The organism is Pedobacter sp. ASV28 (assembly GCF_016428855.1).
GTDB lineage: Bacteria > Bacteroidota > Bacteroidia > Sphingobacteriales > Sphingobacteriaceae > Pedobacter.
This window is the reverse complement of the sequence record NZ_JAELTN010000056.1, coordinates 1-17,884: the sequence shown is the minus strand read 5'-3', so window position 1 is coordinate 17,884 and position 17,884 is coordinate 1. Positions and strand designations below refer to the sequence as shown.

The following is a 17,884-nucleotide window of genomic DNA, read 5'->3' as shown; positions in this document are numbered from 1 at the left end:
ACATGAACAAGGTTTTTAAATATAGCATTGTAGCCGTATCATCTTCTATTTTGTCATTTAGTGCTACGGGACAAACACAACCGCTTGCTAAACAAATGGCCACTACGGTAATGGAAATTTGGAAAGATTCGCTCAATCTTGATCCTGCAAATCCCAAAAGGGTAAAGTGGGCTTATGATCAAGGGGTGATTTTGGAGGGTATTGATGGACTTTGGAGACGTACCGGAGATGGTGAATACTTTAAGTACATGCAAAAGAGCATGGATTTCTTTGTGACCAAAGATGGGGATATCGAACGTTATAAGCAGAGCGATTACAATATTGATAATGTTAAAAACGGCCGTTCTTTGCTCACACTTTATAAAGTAACTGGTCAGAAAAAATATTTTAAGGCCGCTACCATTCTTTGGGAACAGTTAAAGCAACATCCTCGCACTAAAGAAGGCGGTTTTTGGCACAAGAAAATCTATCCTTGGCAAATGTGGTTAGATGGTCTTTATATGGGGCAGCCTTTTTATGCAGAATATGCCGCTTTAATTAAGGAAGATAAGGCATTTGATGATATTGCCAACCAATTTATTTGGATGGAAAAAAACTCAAGAGATGCCAGAACAGGGTTGCTCTATCATGGATGGGATGAATCTAAAACAGAAGCTTGGGCAGACAAAACCACTGGTAAATCTCCAAATTTCTGGGGTAGGGCAATGGGCTGGTATGGAATGGCCATGGTTGATGTGCTTGAAAACTTTCCCCAAAATCATCCAAAAAGAAAGGAAATATTGAATATCCTTAACCGATTTGCACAAGCGGTACAAAAAGTACAGGATCCTAAAACAGGCTTATGGTACGACGTATTGGACAAGCCTACGGCAAAAGGCAATTACCTGGAAGCTTCTGCTTCAAGCATGTTTGTTTACGCTGTGGCGAAAGCGGTAAGAAACGGATGGTTGCCCAGCGCTTATTTCGCCGTTGCAGATAGGGGCTATAAAGGTATTCAAAAAGAATTTATAGAAAGTAATGGCCCTGGTAAAGTAAATTTAAAAGGTACGGTAGCTGTTTCTGGCCTAGGTGGAAAACCTTATAGAGATGGTAGTTATGAATATTACATTAGCGAAAAGGTAATTACCAACGACCCAAAAGGTGTAGGGGCATTTTTATTGGCGGCGAATGAGATGGAAATAGCCGCACAGCCAAAGCCGGGCAAAGGTAAAACTGTAACACTGGATTCTTATTTCAATAATGAAACCAAGAAAGACCAGAGTGAACATGAAATATCATGGCATTATAAATGGGAAGAGCGTGCCAATGGTGGTTTTTCTTTTTGGGGAGACCAATTTCTGAATTCGGGATTTGATATTAAGACTTTATACCAGGCACCAACCTTAGCCAACTTAAAAAATACCTCGGTATACATCATTGTGGATCCTGATTTTGAAAAGGAAAATCCGAGACCCAATTTTATTACTGAAACTGATATCAAGCAGATTACCGAATGGGTAAAAGCAGGTGGTGTTTTGGTATTGATGGGCAATGATGCGCCAAATGTAGAGCTGAAACATTTTAACGAATTGGCCCAGCATTTTGGCGTATTCTTTAATGGTGATAGTAAGGGGACTGTACCTGTGGCCAGCAATTTTGAGACTGCAAAGGTAGTAGTGCCTGTAGGTAATGAAATATTTAAGCCCAAAGATCTATTTATCAAAGAATATAGCAGTCTTAAGCTATCTGGAAACGCAAAGTCTGTTTTAAAGGATGCCGATGGTGATCATGTAATGTCGGTAACTAAATATGGCAAAGGTACAGTTTACGTAATTGGAGATCCTTGGTTGTATAACGAATATGTAGATGGTAGAAAAATTCCAGCAAATTATAAAAATTTTGAGGCAGGCCAAGAACTGGTAAACTGGTTGGCTAAACAAGTACACACAAAAAAATAATATTTTAATTGGTCATTCTTGATGTTCTGATGATAGGATATACCCCAAAATCAGCAAGTAGTACTTTGTATTTAAATAAATAGAAATGAAACATGTTTTAAGCTTATTAGTAGCCATAGCTGGTATCGGTTTAAGCAGTTGTGCAACTGCCCAAAATGTGAATAAGACGGAAGTGAAAACAGATAGTATTGCCGATAAGATGTTGGTCTATCAGCTAGGCAATGGAGGTTGGCCAAAGCAATTGCAAGATAAGAGTGTGGTAAAGTACGAATACCCGCTTACGGCCGATCTATTGGAAAAAATCAGGTCTACAACGGAGCTTCATGCTACCATAGATAATAAAGCTACAACAAGGGAAATTAATGCTTTGGTACTGGCCTATAAAAATACAGGTAAGCAGGCCTATTTACAGGCTGCAGAAAAAGGGATTGATTATTTGTTAAGGGCGCAATATGCCAATGGCGGCTGGCCGCAGTATTATCCCGATAAAAGTAGCTACCGGGCAGAGGTTACTTATAATGACGATGCCATGGTCAATGCATTGACCGTAATGCTGAACATCGTATACCAAACCAATGGCTTTGAGGCGGTTAATGTAAAGTACCAAAAGAAAGCTGACGAGGCGGTAAAAAAAGGCCTTGAATGTATATTGAAAACACAGGTTTATCAAAACGAAAAACCTACCATTTGGGCAGCCCAATATGACGAAAATACATTAAAACCTGCCAAGGCAAGAGCATTTGAACCGGCATCGTTAAGTACTGGCGAGTCGGTAGGTATTGTTCGTTTTTTAATGAAGATTAAAAATCCATCGGTACAAATAAAAGAGGCCATTACAAATGCCGTAAATTGGTTTGAAAGCACTAAGATTGTGGGTTATAAATTCAGTAAATTAGCAAATGGCGATAAAGGCCTTGTAGCTGATGCTGATGCCATAAGCTGGGCACGTTTTTATGATCTGAAAACCAATCAGCCTATTTTTGGAGATAGGGACAATAGTATTAAGAGCAATGTGGCCGATATTAGTTTTGAGCGAAGGAATGGCTATGCCTGGTATGGTACATTTGCACAAAACCTATTAGATAAAGAATATCCGAAATGGTTAAAAGCCAATGGGGGTTAGCCTTTTTAAATCTCCCCAAAGGATACAATTTTAGTGAAACGCAAAAAAAAACTGTCACAAAAGGTAGGAGGAATCTGTTAGTCCTATGTTTAAACAAAGTAGTGTTTTTCTGTTCTTGCTATTCAATTTTAGCGCCTATGCCCAAAAGCAATATAATGTCTTTGATTGGAAAGCTGACGTTAGTTTAAATACCTATTTGGTGCAGCAGATGCATCAGCAATACCAATTACGGGCAAAAAACTTCGAACAAGCATTAACTGGAAAAGCACAAACTTTAGCTTACATTAATTCAGTCAAAGAAAGAGCAAGAGAGGTGCTGGGGAATTTTCCAGAAAAATCACCTTTAAATGCTCAAATTACAGGATCGGTAAAGCAAGAAGGTTATCGTATTGAAAAAGTAGTTTACCAAAGTTTTGAAAATCATCATGTAACGGCCAACTTATATATTCCCGAAGGAAAGGGTAAATTCCCATCGGTGCTGTTGTTTTGTGGACATGAAGATTTGGCAAAAGCCACCGAGAGCTATCAGAAAATAGCCATATTACTTGCTAAAAATGGTTTCGTAGTTTTTGTGATCGATCCAATTTCCCAAAGCGAAAGAGTTCAGCTAACCGATGTAACAGGCAAATCGTTAACGAGGGGTTCTACCACAGAACATACTTTGCTTAATCTTTCATCTAATCTTTTGGGAACTTCTATAGCGGCCTATGAATTATTTGATAACCAATGTGGCTTAGATTACTTACTTACCAGAAAAGAAGTAGATGCCAATAGTATTGGTTGCATAGGAAATAGTGGTGGCGCAATGCAGGCCATTTATTTTGCTGCTCTTGATGATCGCGTTAAGGTCATTGTACCCTGTAGCTATTTGGCCAGTAGAGAACATACTCTTTCTACAACGGGAGCAGCCGATGGTTGTGCACAAATTCCTAATGAAGGAAGTGCGCTGTTGGAAATGAGCGACTATCTTATTGCCGCTGCTCCTAAACCCATTTTGGTTTTAGCGGGACGTTATGACTTTATTGATTATAACGGTACGCTAAGGTCATTCGAAGACCTAAAGCAGGTTTACACCAGTTTAGGCGACACCTCTAAAATTTCGCTGTTTACTTTTGACGATGGGCATGGCATATCCAAACCTAAAAGAGAAAGGGCGGTACAATGGTTTAGAAAATGGTTCTACCGAGACGATAGGCCTATTGTAGAACCAGAACTTCATACACTATCTGATCAAGAACTTTTTGCCAGCCCAAAACAAAAAGTGAACCTGAGCTTTGTACGTGAATTGACCATAGACAAAAGAAATATCCAAAGGTTTGAGAAAAAAGCAGAAAGTAGGGCCAAGTTTGCCCAGTTATCATCGAAACAGCGACAAGAGGCTTTGTTAAAAATGCTAAATATAGAGGTTTCGGAACATGGCATAACAACAGAAGAAGTTGGAATTGTACAAAACAAGGAAATTACCTTTCACAAAATTATTGTTAGAAAGGAAAATGAGATGCCCCTGCCTTTACTGGTTTATTATCCTTTAAAGCCGATAAAGAAAGTAGTGATCTGGTTAAGCGATATAGGGAAGAACAAATTGGCAGATAGCATCCAACTTATAAAACAATATGTAGAACAACAAGAGGTCGCCTTGGTTTTGACTGATATTAGGGGAATAGGGGAAACAGCAGATAAAACAGAGTTGAACGATCCAAAATATTTCAGTAAAGATTATCGCAATGCGATGTTGGCGCTACATATCGGAAGACCACTCTTAGGGCAACGTACATCGGATATTTTAACGCTATTAGATTTTATTAAGGTAGATCCTCAACTAAAAGATCGAAGTATAGAAATCAACGCGATAGGTTTGGTAGGCTTACCGGCGTTAAATGCGGTATGTTTAAGCCCATCCATTGCACAGCTTAATCTTTATCAGTGTATTTATTCTTACCGGCAAGTAATAGATCAACCTTTAGCTAAAGATAGGTATGGCATAGTGGCTTATCACCTGTTGGAACAGCTTGATATTCCCGATCTGGTGAATTGGATAGGAAGTGAAAAGATCCATTTTTACCCTTAACAGCGGTAAGATAGGAATGATTTTATTCTTTTATGATCATCTATAAAATTTCCCTACGTTCTCGGGAACGATTGCGCAAATATTTGCATTGAAATAAGGTTTTAACTAATAGAAATTATGTAGAATTGTTTCGACCAAATGTTAATAATGATGCTTTTAGTCTCTTTTATTAACGAATAATAACTTGAAAAGCAGTATAGAAAAATGATTTTATCAAAGGAGAATCTAAAGCTTGTTTCTACAGATCATGTGGTAGTACCCCAACCAGCTATTTTTGAACTTCCAGAGAAAGTTTTACAATTTGGGACAGGTGTTTTATTACGCGGTCTTCCAGACTATTTTATTGATAAAGCAAACAGGGAAAATATATTCAATGGCCGTGTGGCTGTAGTGAAATCAACAGGAGGCGATACTTCAACATTTGATCATCAGGACTCTCTATATACGCTTTGCGTTCGTGGCATAGAAAAAGGCAAACCTGTTTCAGAAAATATTATTTCATCTGCCATTAGTAGGGTAATTGCAGCAGATCAAGATTGGCAGGCTATTCTTGATATTGCCAAATCGGCTGATTTAACATTGGTCGTTTCCAATACTACAGAGGTAGGTATTCAATACGTAGAAGAAAGTATTCAAGATAATCCGCCATCATCATTTCCTGGAAAACTGCTAGCTGTTTTATATGAGCGTTTTAAAACCTTTAATGGAAGTGCTGCAAGCGGTTTGGTCATTGTAGCCACTGAACTGATTCCTGATAATGGCATAAAACTGGGAGAGATTGTGCTTAAACTGGCTCATTATAATAAATTGGAAGCCAACTTTGTATCATGGTTAGTTAATGATAATTATTTTTGTAATTCTTTGGTAGATAGGATAGTCCCAGGGAAACCAGATGAAGCTACACTTTTGGCATTGCAGCAAGAACTGGGTTATACAGATCACCTACTGGCAATGACAGAACCTTATCGTTTATGGGCCATAGAAGGAAATCAACAGGTTGCAGATAAATTATCCTTTGCCAAAGTTGACGAGGGAGTGATCGTGGCCGAAGATATTGAGATATACAGGGAACTTAAAGTTCGTTTGTTAAATGGAACACATACATTAAGTTCGGGAATTGCATTTCTGTTGGGTATAGATACCGTTAAAAATGCCATGAAAAACGAATTGATGAGCGACTATATAGAAGCTTTAATGACTCATGAAATAGGTCCGTCAATTCCCTATAAAGTAACAAAAGAACAAGCCGATACTTTTGCTAATTCGGTAAAAGACCGTTTTGCCAATCCATCAATAGAGCATTTATGGACAAGTATCGCTTTTCAGTACAGTATGAAAATGAAGATCAGAATTTTACCTGTACTGTTGAATTATGATAAGATTTATAATCAGGTGCCAACACATATCGTTTTGGGATTTGCAGCATATTTTGCTTTCTCTAGAATAGAAAAGATAGAAAAAGAGTTATATTTTGGTTTGGATAATGGTGCGAGTTATCGTGTAAATGATGACTCTGCACCTTATTTATTTCAACAATATCAGTCCCATAAAAATGATTTTGTGGAAACAATATTGGCAGATCAAGAATTTTGGGGGGCAGACCTATCCATTTTAGATGGATTTATTCCCGCGGTTAAAGCACAATATCTTGAAATCATTCATCAGGGAATGGAAAAAGTATTATCTAAATTAATGTCCGCTCAGCTTAAGGCAATATAATGAAGCAACAAGTTTTAAAAGTACATCCAAAAGATAATGTATTAGTGGCGTTAACTGATCTTAAAGCGGGGCAAACCGTAAATTATAAAGGTCAGAGTTATGTATTGGTTGATGATGTACCAGCTAAGCATAAATTTTATACTGCAGACATGCAGGCAGGGGAAGAAGTTTATATGTATGGAACATTGGTAGGTAAAATCCAATTTCCAGTGAAATCTGGAGCGAGAATGACTACAGATAACCTTAAACATGCAGCCGCACCTTATGCCTATCGTCCGTATCATTACGAATGGCATGCACCCGATGTGTCTAAATTTGAGGGTAGGACGTTTAACGGTTACCATCGCTCCGACGGAAAAGTAGGTACGGCTAATTATTGGTTGTTTATTCCTACCGTTTTTTGCGAAAACAGGAATTTAGATGTAATTAGAGAAGCCTTGCATAATGAATTGGGCTATGCGGTAACCGCAAAATATAAAACTTACACCCATCATTTGGTAGAAGCCTATAAAAATGGAACAGATATTTCTGCTATTGATGCCCCTCTAGCTTTCGAAACTGCAGGGAGCAATAGACTGTTCAAAAATATTGATGGGATAAAATTTCTAAACCATCAGGGCGGATGTGGAGGAATAAGACAAGATGCCGCTGTATTGAGTAAATTGTTGGCAGCCTATGCCGATCACCCTAACGTAGCAGGAGTGACTGTATTAAGTTTGGGTTGCCAAAATTTGCAGGTAGATGATTTTAAGGCAGACCTAAAAGAGAGGAACCCAAGCTTCGATAAGCCGCTGTTTATTTTTGAGCAGCAACAATCGCAGAGCGAAGAAAACATGATCGCCCTGGCCATTAAAAAGACTTTTGAAGGTTTGGTAGAAGCCAACAAGATGGAACGTTCGCCAGCACCACTGAGCAAGCTTAATTTAGGGGTGAAATGTGGGGGAAGCGATGGGTTTAGTGGAATATCTGCTAATCCGGCAGTTGGTTATTGCTCCGATTTGCTGGTGGCCTTGGGAGGAACCGTATTACTGGCGGAATTTCCAGAGCTATGTGGGGCAGAACAAAATATGATAGACCGTACAAAGGATGAAGCAGCTGCTAAAAAGTTTATAAAACTGATGTCGGCCTATAGTCAGGCTGCAGAAAATGCAGGATCTGGCTTTCATATGAACCCTTCTCCTGGTAATATTAAGGATGGTTTGATCACCGATGCCATAAAAAGCAATGGTGCTGCAAAAAAGGGGGGGACCTCTCCCATAGAAGATGTACTCGATTATACCGAACCAGCCACAAAACATGGCCTAAACCTGGTATGTACGCCAGGTAATGATGTAGAGGCAACTACAGGGAAAGCTGCAAGTGGGGCCACTTTGATCTTATTTACCACGGGGCTGGGCACGCCAACCGGAAATCCTGTTTGTCCGGTAATTAAGGTCGCAACAAATAATGCGCTGGCCAAACGAATGGGAGATATTATCGATATCAATACCGGACCTGTGATAGAAGGAGAAAAGACTATTGAGGAAATGGGAGAAGATATCTTGGAGTATTGTATCAAAGCTGCCAGTGGCGAAGTGATCCCCAAAGCGGTATTATTAAACCAAGATGATTTCATTCCTTGGAAAAGAGGGGTATCTTTATAGGCGAAAAGCGAAGAGCGGAAGGGCTCGACGCCAAACTCCAAATTTAAAAATATGAAAATTATACAAGCAGTACATTCAGAAGATTTTAAGAGCTATGATACTGACAAAATCAGAGAAAGATTTTTGTTAGACGACTTGAAGGCAACAGACAAAGCAAATTTCGTTTATTCACACTACGATAGAATGATTACCGGACTAATCACGCCAGTAAATACTGTGGTAGACCTAGGTAATTACGATATTTTACGTGCCGAATATTTTTTGGAAAGAAGAGAGTTGGGCGTAATTAATGTGGGTGGTGAAGGCGTTATTATTGCCGATGGAACCAGTTATGACTTGGCCAAAAGAGATTGTTTATATCTTGGAAAAGGGGTAAAGGAAGTAAAGTTCAGTAGTAAAGACGCCAGCAATCCGGCGGTATTCTATGCACTTTCGGCTCCAGCTCATACTGCTTACCCTACCACTTTTGCAAGCCATGCAGATGTTTTTTCTGCAGATTTGGGCGCGCTGGAAACCGCCAATGAACGTCGAATTTCCCGTTATATCCATAAAGACGGTATTCAAAGTTGCCAATTGGTAATGGGCTTAACGTCTTTATCAACAGGTTCTATATGGAATACTATTCCACCACATACGCACGATAGAAGAATGGAGGTTTACTTCTATTTTGACGTAGAGCAAGACCAAAGGGTTATCCATTTTATGGGCGAGCCCCAACAAACTCGCCACATCGTGGTCGCTAATCACGAAGCAGTTTTATCACCATCATGGAGCATCCACTCTGGGGCAGGCACTAAAAATTACAGTTTCATTTGGGGTATGGCCGGAGAGAATTTAGATTATGCAGATATGGACACTTTTTCAGTAGGAGAACTTAAATAAATGGAACAGTCATTTTCTTTAAAAGATAAGGTTATCGTGGTAACCGGCGGTACGGGAATTTTAGGAAATTCATTTGTTAACGCCATTGTAGAAGCAGGTGGAGCAGTTGGTATTTTGGGCAGGAACGAAAAAATAGCTAACGAGAGAGCAGATGCCATCAACAAAAATGGTGGTAAAGCAATTGCCTTAATAGCCGATGCCATGGATGAGGAACAGTTGATCGCAGCTAGGGAAAAAGTGTTGAAAGCCTTTGGTAAAATTGATGGTTTGGTCAATGCAGCAGGAGGTAATATGCCCGATGGCGTATTGCAGCCAGAAGACAGCATTTTCGGAATGAAAATGGATGGAATGAAGAAGGTTTTGGACATTAACCTTTGGGGTACTTTAATACCCACTCAGGTATTTGGCCAGGCCATTGCCGAAACAGGGAAAGGAAGTATAGTCAATATATCTTCCATGAATTCTAAAAAAGCGGTTACCAAAGTATTGGGCTACAATATGGGCAAAGCCGCGGTAGATTGTTATACCCAATGGTTTGCCGTAGAATTGGCCAATCGTTATGGTGATAAAATTCGTATGAATGCACTGGCGCCAGGTTTTTTCCTGACCGAGCAAAATAGAAATTTGTTGACCACGCCAGATGGAGGCTTTACACCTCGCGGGCAGTCGGTAATTAAACAAACTCCATTTAAGCGTTTTGGAGACCCTGACGAACTAAAGGGGGCATTGGTTTGGTTATTAAGTGATGCATCACAATTTGTAACAGGGGCCATGATCTGTGTAGATGGAGGTTTCTCCATTTTTAGTGGAGTGTAATATAAAGCGGTAAGCTATATAGTATAGGTTGTTTGGCTAGCTGATTAACTAACCAAACAACTAACCAGCCAAAAAACCAGCCAACCAATCAACTAATTAATAAATAAAACCAGTATAAGTGAAAAAGTTTTTAGACCAGAATTTTTTATTGCAAACAGAAACGGCACAATCGCTGTACCATGAGTATGCAAAGCAGATGCCGATTATTGATTATCATAACCATTTGATTCCAGAGCAAATTGCTACAGATAAAAATTTTGATAACATTACCCAGGTTTGGTTGTATGGTGACCATTATAAATGGAGAGCCATGCGTACCTTTGGTATTGATGAATATTTCATTACTGGGGCTGCCTCTGATTGGGAAAAATTCGAAAAATGGGCCGAAACAGTCCCTTATACTTTAAGAAATCCATTATATCATTGGACACATTTAGAGCTTCAACGTTATTTTGATGTCCATGAGCTTTTGTCGCCTGCTACAGCCAAAAAAATATGGGAAGAATGTAATGCCAAACTCCAGACTAAAGAGTATAGTGTATTAGGGTTGCTCCGTAAAATGAACGTAAAAACCTTATGTACTACCGATGATCCTTTAGATAACTTGGCATTTCATCAGCAAATTAAAGCCAGTGGAACTGACTTGGTGGTATTGCCCGCTTTCAGACCTGATAAAGCGATGAATGCAGACGATACAACAGCTTTGAACGAATATATTGATAAGCTTTCTCAAATAATCGAAGCGCCAATCTATACTTATCAGGAATATTTGGCAGCCTTAAAATCACGCCACGACTTTTTTGTGGAAAATGGTGCATCTGTATCAGATCATGGACTGGAGCAGGTATATGCAGAAGATTATACTGAAGCAGAAGTTGAGCGTATTTTCCTTAAAATTAGAGAAGGAAAAGAGATCACCCTAGAAGAAAATTTGAAGTTTAAGTCGGCCATGCTATTTACCTTTGCCCTATGGGACTACGAAAGAGGATGGGTACAACAATACCATTTGGGTGCCTTACGTAATAACAATAACCGTTTGTTATCATCATTGGGCCCAGATACAGGTTTTGATTCTATTGGAGATTTCTCTCAGGGCAAGCAGTTGGCTAAGTTTCTAAACAAGTTAGATAGTGAAAATAAATTGGCCAAAACCATTCTATATAACCTAAATCCGGCAGATAACGAACTGATGGCTACCATGATTGGGAATTATCAGGATGGTACGGTTGCCGGAAAAGTACAGTGGGGTTCTGGTTGGTGGTTTCTAGATCAGAAAGATGGCATGATCAAGCAAATCAATGCCCTGTCTAATATGGGGCTGTTAAGCCAGTTTGTTGGAATGTTGACCGATTCCAGAAGTTTTCTTTCCTTTCCTCGACATGAATATTTCCGTCGTATCCTTTGTGATTTATTTGGTACGGACATCGAAAATGGGGAGATCCCGAACGATAAGGAGCTAGTGGGTAAAATCATTCAGGATATTTGTTATAATAACGCAAAAGCCTATTTTAGCTTTTAATATGATGAAAGTTTTAAATTTTGGAGAGCTTTTGCTGCGTATTTGTCCTGATGGTGAGGGCGAATGGTTGGCAGAAAATAAGTTACCCTTTTATGTTGGAGGTGCTGAGTTAAATGTAGCGACAGCATTGGCTTTGTGGGAAGTACCTTCAGCCTATTTTTCGGCCTTGCCTGATAATTTTATGTCGGCGCAGATCCTAGACTATATTAATAAATGCAAAATAGATTCTTCCAGAATTAAACGAAGCGGAGACAGATTGGGTCTATATTATTTACCGAAGGGAAAAGACCTTAAGAATGCAGGTGTAATTTACGATAGGGCAAATTCTTCTTTTGCTACACTAAAACCTAATAGCCTAAATTGGGACGAAATCTTTAAAGAGGTATCTTGGTTTCATTTCAGTACCATTTGTCCGGCATTGAACCAAGATGCTGCCGATTTGTGTTTGGAAGCTGTTAAAGCAGCTTCGGCAAGAGGCATTACCATTTCTATCGATTTAAATTATAGGGCAAAACTTTGGAAATACGGTAAGCAGCCTATAGATGTTGTGCCAGAATTAGTAAAATATGCCGATTTAATTATGGGTAATGTTTGGGCAGCCGAGCAAATGCTGGATATTCCAGTGCCTTCTGATATTCACGAGGTGGGCACTAAAGAAAATTACCTTAAACAGGCCGAAGCTACCTCTAAGGCCATTATTCATAAGTTTTCAAAATGTAAAAATGTGGCCAATACCTTCAGGTTCGACTATAAAGAGGGCATTAGATATTACACTACATTGTTTACCAATAATCAATTGTTCGTATCTAAGGAATACCTTTCGGAAAAAATTTTAGATAGGGTAGGTAGTGGCGATTGCTACATGGCCGGATTGATTTATGGTTTTTACAACCAACACCAACCACAGCAAATATTAGAGTTTGCTACTGGCGCTGCCTATAATAAATTGTATATTCCAAGCGATTGCACTACTGCAACCGTTCAAGATGTTAACCAAACTATTGCTCAAAATGACTAAGAATAAAGAAACGACCATACAAGCCATACAACAACAAGGTTTATTGCCATTATTTTACTATGAAGATGCACAAGTAAGCTTAGAAATCATTAGGGCACTATACAAAGGTGGTGTACGTGTTTTTGAATATACCAATAGGGGTGAAGCGGCATTGGGCAATTTTAAATTTATTAAGGAAGCTTTAAAAACCGAAATGCAGGATCTGTTTTTGGGCATTGGGACGATCAAAACTGCAGATCAGGCTAAAGCTTTTTTAAATGCCGGTGCCGATTTTATTGTTTGTCCAATTGTAAATCCGGAAGTAGCTAAGCTTACACACGATGCAGGTTTGCTATGGATACCAGGTTGTATGACCCCCACAGAAATTGACCTGGCACAACAAAACAATGCAGGTATTGTAAAACTGTTTCCGGCTAATATTTTAGGGCCCGAATTTCTTTCCTCGATCAGGGAATTGTTTCAGGGACAATTGTTTGTGCCAACAGGTGGAGTGGAAATTGAAGAAGCAAATATCTCCAATTGGTTTAAGGCTGGAGTATGTGCTGTTGGAATGGGCAGTAAGCTGGTAAGCAAACAAATTCTAGAAAGTAGAGACTACGAAAATTTAAGTCGCTTAACAGAGAAAGCTTTGGCCATTATTCATAAGGTAAAAGCTTAAAAGAAAACAAATCATAAGAACGTTCAAAAAAACGGTTAGACCATAAGACGGATGTCTTAAAATACTGGATTGAACGATCTGATATACCTTAAACAAGAACCAAAAATAACCTAAATAAGATATGAACCAAGCCAAAATTGGCAATTACAGATGGACCATTTGTGCATTACTGTTTTTTGCAACTACAGTTAACTACCTAGACAGACAAGTTTTAAGTTTATTAAAACCAACCCTCGAAGAACAATTTGGATGGTCGAACAGTGATTATGCTGATATTGCAGCAGTCTTTCAGTTTACCTATGCTATATCTATGCTTTTTGCCGGTAGGTTTGTAGATAAACTAGGTACGAAGTGGGGCTATGGCATAGCGATTATCGTGTGGTCTATCGGGGCAATTATCCATGCATATGCCATTTCCATAGGCGAAAATCTATCGGTTATTTTGACCACCTTGGGTATCACGGCGTTGCCGGTTTCTATTTTAGGTTTTATGTTTTCCAGGGCAGTGTTAGCGGTTGGTGAATCGGGAAATTTTCCGGCTGCAATTAAAGCTACAGCCGAATATCATCCTAAGAAAGAGCGTTCTCTAGCTACGGGTATTTTTAATTCTGGTGCAAATGTAGGGGCAATCTTAGCTCCCATTACCGTGCCTTGGATTGCTACACATTGGGGCTGGGAAAAAGCTTTTGAATTGGTGGGAGCTGCCGGATTTTTATGGCTGTTTTTTTGGCTGATATTTTATGAGTCTCCAGAAAAACAAAAAAGGATGAGTGCAGAAGAGCTAAATTATATTAATAGTGATGAAGAAGAGACCGTAAAAGAAGATGTCGCAAAAAAAGATGAAAAAGTGTCTTGGTTTAAACTGCTCAGCTTTAAACAGACTTGGGCATTTACCTTTGGGAAATTCATGACCGATGGAGTATGGTGGTTTTTCTTATTTTGGTTGCCCGGATATCTAAAAGATCAATATGCAATGACAAGTTCTGATATTATGATCCCATTGGCAGTACTTTATAGTATGACCATGATAGGTAGTATTGGAGGAGGTTGGTTCCCTAAATATTTTATAGACAAAGGCTATGCAATTTATGATGGTAGAATGAAAGCCATGTTTGCCATAGCACTGTTTCCTTTGGTTGTATTACTGGCACAACCCTTAGGACATTATTCTTATTGGATCCCAGTGGTGTTAATAGGGGTAGGCGCCTCTGCACATCAGGCTTGGTCTGCCAATATTTTTACTACGGTGTCAGATATGTTCCCTAAAAAAGCCGTGGGTTCTGTAGTGGGCATTGGGGGGATGGCTGGTGGAATAGGTGGAGTACTTATCACTAAAATTGGGGGCTGGATCTTTGATAATTATACGCATAAAGGTATTGAACAATCATTTGCCAAATTTAAAGAATTGGGAAATACAGATTTTGTTAACCAAGTCACTTCCATGGAACTGCTGAGCAAATATGGAGATAAGGTTAATCTAAATGTGATGGCATTGAGTAAACTACCGGTAGAAGCGGCAGATAAATTGAAGGGCATAGATGCTAATCTTTTTAATCAACTTTTAGAAGTGCAGAAACCACTGGTACAATCTAATCTTACCACAGGTTATACCATTATGTTTGCGTTTTGTGCAGTAGCCTACTTATTAGCCTGGTTGGTGATGAAAGCGTTGGTGCCAAAAATGAAAATCATTAAACTTTAATAAAATTAATATGAGCTTTAATCCAATTGGTTAAAGCTTATACTTTAAAAATCTAGTAAACCTATAAACTTAGTATCTTAAATTTAAATAAACAATGTCTTTAAATCTTGAAAATCTGTTTCCTGTAGAGGCAGATATCCCCAAAGAGTATGCACTGGACGGGCCAATTGACCAAAGAACCTATTTATCGAACGGTAATATGTTAACATGGTCTGGCGAAGTGCATACCGTACTATCGCCCATTTGTATTCAAACCCCTAATGGCTTGGAACGAAAGCTGATTGGTACTTATCCTTTATGTGGTGAAAAGGAAGCACAAACTGCTTTGGATGCTGCTGAACAAGCTTATCACAATGGTCGTGGTGAATGGCCGACCATGAGTGTGGCACAACGGATAGAATGTGTAGAAAAGTTCACACGTGATATCATGGAGAAGAAGCAGGAAGTGGTAAAGCTGATCATGTGGGAAATTGGTAAGACATATAATGATTCGGTAAAGGAGTTTGACCGTACCATAGAATATATTAATGCAACCATTGATGCTTTGAAAGATATCGACAGAAAATCAGCTGGTTTTACCATAGAACAAGGTATTGTGGCGCAAATCCGCCGCTCACCTTTGGGAGTGGTATTGTGTATGGGGCCATTCAATTACCCTTTGAACGAAACCTTTACGACTTTAATACCCGCATTAATTATGGGGAATACGATATTGTTTAAACCGCCTAAGCATGGTACATTATTGTTCTATCCATTGTTAAAAGCGTTCAAGGATAATTTCCCAAAAGGAGTGGTCAATACCATTTATGGCAGGGGAAATAAGATTATTCCCGGCTTAATGGAATCTGGAAAAATAAATGTACTTACGCTGATAGGGTCAAGTAAGGTGGCAAACGAGCTGAAAAAAATGCACCCTAAAGTAAACCGTCTACGTGCAATTTTAGGTTTAGATGCAAAAAATGCCGCAATCATTACGGCCAATGCAGACCTTAAATTGGCTGTTCAGGAAACTGTTTTGGGGGCATTGTCGTTTAATGGACAAAGATGTACCGCACTAAAAATAATCTTCGTACACAGAAAGCATGTAGATGAGTTTGTTAAACAGCTCTCAACAGAGGTTGCTAAGCTGAAATTCGGTATGCCGTGGCAAGATGGGGTATCATTAACCCCATTACCAGAACCACAAAAACCTGCTTATCTGAAAGAATGTATAGACGATGCCATTGCTAAAGGCGCACAGGTGGTGAATGAAAATGGCGGGCAGACGCATGAATCGTTCGTATATCCTGCGGTAGTGTACCCGGTTACCAACCAAATGAAGCTATATACTGAAGAGCAATTTGGTCCTGTAATCCCAGTGGTGTCTTTTGATGATATAGAAGAAACAATAGATTACTTAATCGAATCGACTCATGGGCAGCAAGTAAGCATTTTTAGTAATAATGATGAGGAAGTAGCAGCATTGATTGATCCCATTATTAACCAAGTAAGCAGGGTAAATATCAATTGCCAGTGCCAACGTGGGCCAGATGTTTTTCCTTTTACGGGAAGAAAAGATAGTGCAGAGGGTACTTTGTCTGTAGTAGATGCCTTGCGGGCTTTTTCTATTAGGTCTCTTGTGGCTACTAAATTGAATGATAACAATAAAAAGCTGCTTAATGAGATTATTGATGGACACAGTTCTAATTTCTTAAGTACAAAATACCTTTTTTAAGAAAATTTTAAAAGATCTCTTTTTAGCCCATTATCTTGTTGAGTTAATTTGAGATTCGGTGAAAAAAAATAAAAAAAAAGTTCGTTTTACTGCGAAAGTTGTTTTATATTTGGGCTTACCCTTTCGGGGGTATGTTTTTCATAGGTAGATGTAGGGTCAGGAACATTGTTTCTGGCCCTTTTTTGTTTTGTGCCCTTTAAATAGGGTTTAGGGTGGTTTTTGTTCTCTTGTTAGAGGCTTTGATCTATGTTTTAATCCAGTTTTATCTGTAATAAGATAAGAAAGATTATATCAGTTTTAACTTTTAGCATTGTATCTTTGCCTAGTATGTCGAAAAAGAAAAAAATCATTGTAGCCATTACTGGCGCAAGCGGTTCAATATATGCCAAATTACTATTGGATAACCTTCAGAAATTAAGTGATCAGGTAGATAAGGTAGGAATTGTCATGTCTGACAATGCAAAGGAGGTATGGCGTTTTGAGTTGGGAAATACAGATTATGACCAGTATTCATTTGATAACTATCATAAAATGGACTTCAATGCACCTTTCGCTTCTGGATCTGCAAAATATGATACGATGATCATTGTACCCTGTTCTATGGGGACCTTAGGTCGTATTGCGCATGGAATTTCCAACGATTTGATTTCTAGGGCTGCAGATGTGATACTGAAAGAACGTCGCAAGCTTATTGCAGTGGTAAGAGATACGCCCTTTAGCCTAATCCATATTAATAACCTAAAAGCCATAACAGAAGCGGGAGGAATTATCTGTCCGGCAAATCCATCTTTTTACAGCTTGCCTAAAACCATTGAAGAAGTTGCTCAAACTGTAGTAGACAGGGTAATTGACTTGGCAGGATTGGAAAAAGACAGTTATCGTTGGAATGATATATAATCTCGTGCCAAAATGATTAAATCTTATATTAAGAAATTACGTTCAACATACCAAAAGGTACACAAAATAAACTGAGTATTAGTTTCGTATTAGCTGCATTCAGTATTTTGACCTAAAACTTACCACATGAAACTTACAACTTACTACAATTTCGTATCTTTGCATCCTCAATGAAAAAAGTTGCATTC

General features: G+C 38.9%; 13 protein-coding genes. All 13 read left to right on the top strand.

Going from position 1 to position 17,884, the window contains the following annotated elements; all coding sequences use genetic code 11:
• Nucleotides 1-2: 2 nt before the first annotated feature.
• On the top strand, nt 3-1,937 hold the full coding sequence (locus JHD79_RS17640) for a glycoside hydrolase family 88 protein (protein ID WP_199120624.1): 1,935 nt from the start codon (nt 3-5) through the stop codon (nt 1,935-1,937).
• An 85-nt stretch (nt 1,938-2,022) separates the two neighbouring features.
• Complete coding sequence (pelA, locus tag JHD79_RS17635) at nt 2,023-3,060, top strand: pectate lyase (protein ID WP_199120623.1); 1,038 nt, start codon at nt 2,023-2,025, stop codon at nt 3,058-3,060.
• Nucleotides 3,061-3,145: 85 nt separating this feature from the next.
• Nucleotides 3,146-5,128 (top strand): S9 family peptidase, encoded by a 1,983-nt coding sequence (locus JHD79_RS17630; RefSeq protein WP_199120622.1) that lies wholly within the window; start codon nt 3,146-3,148, stop codon nt 5,126-5,128.
• A gap of 204 nt (nt 5,129-5,332) precedes the next feature.
• Entirely contained in the window at nt 5,333-6,847 is a 1,515-nt protein-coding gene (locus tag JHD79_RS17625; protein WP_199120621.1) for a tagaturonate reductase, read from the top strand.
• The gene (locus tag JHD79_RS17620; RefSeq protein WP_199120620.1) at nt 6,847-8,490 is read left to right on the top strand and encodes a UxaA family hydrolase; all 1,644 of its coding nucleotides are present in this window, start codon (nt 6,847-6,849) and stop codon (nt 8,488-8,490) included. Before JHD79_RS17625 ends, JHD79_RS17620 begins: the two co-directional genes overlap by 1 nt.
• Nucleotides 8,491-8,541: 51 nt before the next feature.
• A complete protein-coding gene (kduI, locus tag JHD79_RS17615) occupies nt 8,542-9,372 on the top strand; it encodes a 5-dehydro-4-deoxy-D-glucuronate isomerase (RefSeq protein ID WP_199120619.1) in 831 nt (276 codons plus the stop codon).
• Complete coding sequence (locus JHD79_RS17610) at nt 9,373-10,188, top strand: SDR family oxidoreductase (RefSeq protein ID WP_199120618.1); 816 nt, start codon at nt 9,373-9,375, stop codon at nt 10,186-10,188.
• A 118-nt stretch (nt 10,189-10,306) separates the two neighbouring features.
• Nucleotides 10,307-11,707, top strand: coding sequence for a glucuronate isomerase (gene uxaC, locus JHD79_RS17605; protein WP_199120617.1), 1,401 nt, complete (start codon nt 10,307-10,309; stop codon nt 11,705-11,707).
• Between the two features lies 1 nt (nt 11,708).
• On the top strand, nt 11,709-12,725 hold the full coding sequence (locus JHD79_RS17600) for a sugar kinase (RefSeq protein WP_199120616.1): 1,017 nt from the start codon (nt 11,709-11,711) through the stop codon (nt 12,723-12,725).
• Nucleotides 12,718-13,383, top strand: coding sequence for a bifunctional 4-hydroxy-2-oxoglutarate aldolase/2-dehydro-3-deoxy-phosphogluconate aldolase (locus tag JHD79_RS17595; protein ID WP_199120615.1), 666 nt, complete (start codon nt 12,718-12,720; stop codon nt 13,381-13,383). Before JHD79_RS17600 ends, JHD79_RS17595 begins: the two co-directional genes overlap by 8 nt.
• Before the next feature lie 121 nt (nt 13,384-13,504).
• A complete protein-coding gene (locus JHD79_RS17590; RefSeq protein ID WP_199120614.1) occupies nt 13,505-15,085 on the top strand; it encodes an MFS transporter in 1,581 nt (526 codons plus the stop codon).
• Between the two features lie 94 nt (nt 15,086-15,179).
• On the top strand, nt 15,180-16,799 hold the full coding sequence (locus JHD79_RS17585) for an NADP-dependent glyceraldehyde-3-phosphate dehydrogenase (RefSeq protein ID WP_199120613.1): 1,620 nt from the start codon (nt 15,180-15,182) through the stop codon (nt 16,797-16,799).
• A gap of 327 nt (nt 16,800-17,126) precedes the next feature.
• Nucleotides 17,127-17,696 (top strand): UbiX family flavin prenyltransferase, encoded by a 570-nt coding sequence (locus JHD79_RS17580; protein WP_199120612.1) that lies wholly within the window; start codon nt 17,127-17,129, stop codon nt 17,694-17,696.
• Nucleotides 17,697-17,884 lie beyond the last annotated feature (188 nt).